The 5775-nt window shown below is 78.4% G+C and carries 3 protein-coding genes; all 3 read right to left on the reverse strand.

The genetic code is table 11. From position 1 onward, the window contains the following. Positions 1-4045: DNA polymerase III subunit gamma/tau domain-containing protein (locus E4099_RS28090; protein WP_483414781.1), on the reverse strand; the 4045-nt coding region annotated here is incomplete at its 3' end. Continuing rightward, positions 4042-4953, reverse strand: a complete 912-nt coding sequence (locus tag E4099_RS28095; RefSeq protein WP_135341937.1) for an FAD binding domain-containing protein — start codon at positions 4951-4953, stop codon at positions 4042-4044. The genes E4099_RS28095 and E4099_RS28090, both read right to left, overlap by 4 nt. A 282-nt stretch (positions 4954-5235) precedes the next feature. Then, positions 5236-5775: family 20 glycosylhydrolase (locus tag E4099_RS28100; RefSeq protein WP_167828505.1), on the reverse strand; the 540-nt coding region annotated here is incomplete at its 5' end.

The following is a 5775-nucleotide window of genomic DNA, read 5'->3' on the forward strand; positions in this document are numbered from 1 at the left end:
CGGGGGTGGGACCGGTGGCGGCGGCCGAGCCGGGGCCCTGGTCGAGCACCTGGTCCGAGCCACCGGCAGCGGTCGCCGCTGCCTCGGGATCCGCGCCGGGGTCCGATTCCGCGTGGGCGGTCGGGTCGGCGTCGGGGTCCTGCTCCCCTCCGGTGCCGGGGTCCGCCGCCGGGTCGGCCGCGGCCTCGGGGTCCGGGGCGGTCTCGCCCTCCGAGTCCGAGACGGTCCCGGCCTCCGGCGCCCCGGGCATGGCCGCTGCGGAGTCCGGGCCCGACGGGGAGTCGGCCGCGGCGCCGGCGGCCTCGCCGGTCGCGGGGGCGGGGTGCGGGTCCGCGCCGCCCGGCAGGTCCTGGCCCGGGTGGGCGGCACCGGTGTCCGCCGCGGGGGCCGTCGCCTCGGCCGGGCCCGGGTGGGCGTCCGGCTCGCCGCCGTGCGCGCCGTTCCGGCCCGCCTGTGTGCCGCTGCCCGCACCGAGTTCGACACCCGCGTCCGGGTGCGGACCCAGGACCGGGTGCCGGCCCGTGGACGCCGCGTCGGCCGGGGTCGGGCGCACGCCCTGCGGGTCGGTGCCGTCCACGGCGTCCGGGCCGTCCAGGACGTCCGCGCCCGCGAGAGGCGCCTCGGCACCCGGGATCGCCCCGCCGGAGGCGTCCGGCCGGAGCCGGTCACCGTGGATCGGGGCGGAGCCGGGGGGAGTTCCCTCCTGGGGGCCGGTCCCGTGAAGCTCGGCGGGGCCGACCGGTCCGGCGCCACCGGCGAGGGCACCACCGGACGGCACGCCGTCGACGGTCTGCTGCCCAGCGGCCGCGCCGCCGGGCACCTGTGCGGGGCCGGGGCGCTCGGGAAGCTGCCCGCCGCCTCGTCCGCCGACCGCGCTCGGGGCGGCACCGGGCTCGCCCGCCGCCCTGCCCCCGGCACCGTCTCCGACGGCACCCGGGGCGTGGCCACCGCTCGCCGCGCTCCCGTCCCCGGGGGCGACCGGGCCGCCCTCGCGACCCTCCGTCACCACACCCTGGAACGTGGCGCCGACACCGGGCACCCCGGCGTCCTGGGGAGCGCCGCCGTCGAACGGAGCGTGCTCGTAGCCGGAGCCCTCCGCGCCGGCCACCGCCTCCGCGTGCGGTACGCCCGGCTGGGGCCCCACCGGTCCGGCGCCGGGCTGCCCCGCCAGCCGGCCCTGGGCGGGCGGCGCACCAGCCACATGAGCACCGTCGCCACCGTCACCGCCGCCGGGCACGCCCGGGCCGGCCGTGCCGGGGCCCGCCGCCGCACCCTTCAGGGGGTGGGCGCCGGTGCCCTCGACCGCGTACGGGTCCACGGGCTGGTGCGCCGCCGCACCGGGGAGCGCGGTGCCGGCAAGCGGGGTGCCGGGAAGCGGGGTGCCGCCGCTCGGCGTGCTGTCGTTCGGAGTGCCCCTGGGAGGGGTCGTTGGGTGCTCGGCGTCGGCGTACGGAAGACCGTGCCGCCCATCCGCCGGTACGGGGCCGGAGCCCTGGACCCCGTCGACCGGGTAGCCGTGACCACGCCCGTCCGTCGAGTACGTCTCCTCAGCGCCGCCCGGGTAGCCGGCCGCCGGGTCCTCGTAGCCAGGCACGCCGCCCTCGGCCTGCCCGCCGTGCTCGGCGCCGGGGCGGCCGAACTCCGGGGCCTCGGACGCCTGTCCCCCACCCCGAACCTCCGGAGCACCCGCACCGGGCACCACCCGCGGCCCCGGCACACCCACGCCGGAAGCACCGTCATGTCCCGGCACGCCTGCTCCGGGCACGCCTTCATGACCCGGCACACCCGCACCGGGGACAGCTTCACGCCCCGGCACTCCCGCACCGGGTACACCTTCATGCCCCGGCACACCCACGCCGGGCACGCCGTCATATCCCGGCATACCGGCACCGCGAACACCGTCACGCCCAGGAGCACCTTCACGCCCAGGCACACCCGCACCGGGAACGCCTTCATGACCCGGCGCACCCGCACCGGAAACGGCACCCGTGCCGGGAACACCCTGATGCCCCGGCAGGCCGACGCCAGGCACCCCTCGCGGGCCCAGCACACCCTCACCGCGAGCACCGTCATGCCCCGGCACACCTACACCAGGCCCACCGTCACGCCCCGGCGCACCCGCGCCATCCGCCACGCCCCGGCCCAGGGTGCCCGTGCCGGGAACGCCGCCCCGGCCCGGCGCACCGGCAGGACCGTCGTGCCCCGGCACGCCCTCGCCGGGAACGGCACCCGCACCCGGAACACCCGTTCCAGGCGCACCGTTCATGCTCTGCGCGCCCGTGCCGGGGATGCCGCCCGTGGCGTACGGGCCGCCGGTCTCGCCGGCGCCCTGTGCGGCGGTCCGCATGTCCTCGGGCCCGGTCCCGGCCGTGCCGCCGACCGCCCCGCCCGGGGTGCCGCCGGGTACACCGTCGCCCGGTGCGCCGCCATGGGCGTCCTGGGGCTGACCGCCCGTACCGGCCTCGGGGAGCCGGCCGCCGGGGACACCGCCCCGCACCGCGTCCGGCGCGCCGCCGGTCGACGGGTGAGGGACGTGGCCGCCGTCCGCACCGCCGGGACCGGGGAATCCCTCCGCCGACCCGTCCGGTGCCCGCCGTACGTCACCCGCACCGAGTCCGTCGCGCCGGTAGCCCGGCGGCGGGGTGCCGGCGGGGCCGGGGTGTTCGGAGACCAGGTACTCGCCGGTCTCGTCGACGCCCTCGTCGGCCACCGGAATCGACCACTGCCCGGTCTGGGGGCTGCCCGCGCCCGGCGCCGAGTCGAACGGCATCGTCCACTGCACGGTGGCGTGCGGGTCGGCCGCGGGGTCCGGCTGCGCGGGGCGGCCCCGCTGGGTGAGCGCGTCGCCGAGCGCGAGCCCGGGCGCCTCACCGGCCGCGTCATACGGCCCGGCCTGCCCGGGGTGTCCGACCCCGGCGGGACCACCCGAGCCCCCGGCCGGCCCGGCCGCACCGTGGCTCTCCGGCCCGGACCCGCCCGGGTCACCCGGCTGCCCGGGCTCGGCGCCCGGGACCGTCCACTCGCCGGTGCCGCCCGCGTTCGACATCGGCCACCGCACCGCGGCCGAGGCGTCCCCGACGGGGAACTCGCCGCTGTCGTCGGCGCCTTCGTCGGTGACCGGGATCGTCCACTGCCCGGTGGGTGCCGGGTCCTGGTCGGCGGTCGGCCAGTGCACCGCGGGGTCCGCGCCGTGCGCCGGGCCCACCGGGTACTCGCCGCTGTCCTCGCCGGCCCAGCCGCCGGACATCCCGGCGGCGGCTGGGTCATCGGGCTCGGGCATGCGCCACTGCATGGTGGCCGCCGGATCGGAGTCGCCTGCCCCCTGCGGCACTTCGTGCCCGAAGGGCCCCGGCTGCCCCTGGTCCGGGTGGCCGGCCTGCTCCGGGCCCGCCTGCTGGTAGCCGGGTTGCCGGTAGCCGCCCTGCTCGTATCCGGGCTGCTGGTAACCGCCCTGCTCGTACGCCGCGGGCTCATAGGAGGTCGTCTGGTACAGGGCCGACCCGTAGCCGGTCTGGGGGGTGGGCTCCTGGTAGATGGCACCCCGCTGACCGCTCGCCGGCGGGCCGCCCGGCTGACCCTCCGCCGGCCGCCCGCCAGGCTGCCCGCCCGAGGACTCACCCGGCCGCGCCGCGGACTCCCGGCGGCGCCCGCCGGACCCCTGTCCGCGCCCCTGGCCGCCGCCGCGGGGACCGGCACCGGAGGACTCCTGGCGTCCCGACTGCTGCCGGCGGTCGGAGTTCGACTGCTGCCGCTCGGCCGGCTTCTGGCCCTCCGACTGCTGCGCGGGCTGGTGGAGGTAGGCGTAGGCCGCGCCGTGCCCCGGCGTCGGCCACTGCCCGCCCTGCGCGGGTGCCGACGGCGGCGGGGTGTAGCCGGTGCCGGGCGCCGCCAGCGGGTCCCAGTCGGCGGGCGGGCCGGCGGGATCGGCGAACTCGGGGGGCAGCTGCACGAACGCCGTGCCCTCCGCGTCGTACTCCGGACCGCTCGGGATCGGCTGCCAGCCTCCCCCGTGCGCGGGCTGCTGCGGCTGCTGTTCGTCACTCACGCGAGTGCCCTCCCCAGTGCTCGGCGGGCCAGGGTTGCCACCGTACGCCTCAGATGCAACGCGGCCGGTGGCAGGGTGACCGGTTCGGACCCGTCGTCCGGCCGCACCGGGTCGGGGATGCAGGCCGCGGCGGCGTACTCGCCGAACGCCCTGCACGCCTCGGGGTCCAGGCCCCGGTTTCCGTCCCAGTCGATCAGCGAGGCGACCCATGCCTCGGCGTCCAGCGGGCGCAGCGGCATCGGTGCCACCGCGCCGACCGCGCAGCGCACCTGGCGGCGGGCCGGGTCGAGGACCACGGCCACGGTGGCGGTGGCCCGGCCGGGGCCGGTGCGGTTGGTGGCCTTGAGGAAGGCCTGCGGGGCGTGCAGCAGCGGCACCCGTACGAAGCCGACCAGTTCGCCGGGGCGCAGCATCTCCACCCCGGCCAGCAGGTGCCCCACCGGGACCTCCCGGCTGGTGGTGCCGCCCTCGATCCCCTTGGGGCCGACGACCACCAGTACGGCGTCGAGCGCGGCCAGCGCCGGCAGGGTGTCACCGGTGGGCGCGGCGCTGACGATATTGCCGCCCAGGGTGCCCGCGTTGCGGATCTGCGGCGGTCCGGCGGCGCGGGCGGCGGCGGCGAGCGCCGGGATGAGCGCGGCGAAGTCCGGTCGGCCCATGCGGGCGTGGGTGAGTCCGGCGCCCAGCAGCGCGTGCCCGTCCTGGTACTGCCAGCCCCGGATCTCGCTGATCCGGCCCAGGCCCACCAGCCCGGCGGGGCGCAGCAGCCCGGAGTTGACCGCGGCCATCAGATCGGTACCGCCCGCCACCGGCACGGCTGCGGGCATGGCGGTGAGTGCCGCCACTGCTTCGTCGAGCGAGCCCGGCAACATCACCGTGTGCGCCGCCCGCGGTGCGTGCGTGGTCAACCGCTGCCCCTTCCCCGGTGTCCTCGGCTGTTCCGCCGTACGGTACGTGCTGACGGCCTGGACGTGGCAACTCTGGCACATCTTCGGGGCCCGCTGTCGCGAGGGTCCACGAAGCGGTGTTCCGTACCGGGCCATCATGATGGCCCGGATCGCCGGCTGGGGTGCGCGTCCGCGCGGAGTACCGATGGCCACGGTTCCGGGTTCCTTGTGCGACTTGGGGCTTCGGCTGCGGCACCACGCTTCCAGGACCCACCGCGCCGGTGAGGCGCTTGCCGGGACGGCTCACACGATCGGGGGCGATCCGTCGATCGGGCGTCCGACCAGTCCCGGTCGCCGCTGCCAGGGGCGGGGGCCGTCCGGCGGCCGGTAATCGACGCCGAGCGCGTCCAGCCGCGCGTAGTGCGCGGCCATACGCTCCAGGAAGCCGGTGACGTCCCGCTCGGCCGGGGCGGGGAGCCCGCGGGACCAGACGACCTCGGCGAAGGCCGCCAGCCGGGGAAAGGTCTGGTAGTCCACCCGCTGCGGGACCTCCAGTACCTCACTCCATACGTTGGCCTGCGCGCCGAGCACCCGGGCCGCCTCGGCGGGCGTCAGCTCCGCGGGCACCGGCTCGAACCGGTAGACGTCCTCCAGGCCGGCGACGTATCCCAGCGGCACCGGCTCCTGAGGGCCGGGCGCCTGCCGCCGGTCGAAGTACACCTGGTGCTCGGGGCACATGACCACGTCATGACCGGAACGTGCCGCCGCGATGCCGCCCGCGGAGCCGCGCCAGGACGCCACCACCGCCCCCTCGGGCAGCCCGGTGCCCGGCCCCTGGTTCAT

The sequence above is a fragment of the Streptomyces palmae genome, assembly GCF_004684805.1.
In the GTDB taxonomy this organism is placed as follows: Bacteria; Actinomycetota; Actinomycetes; order Streptomycetales; family Streptomycetaceae; genus Streptomyces; species Streptomyces palmae.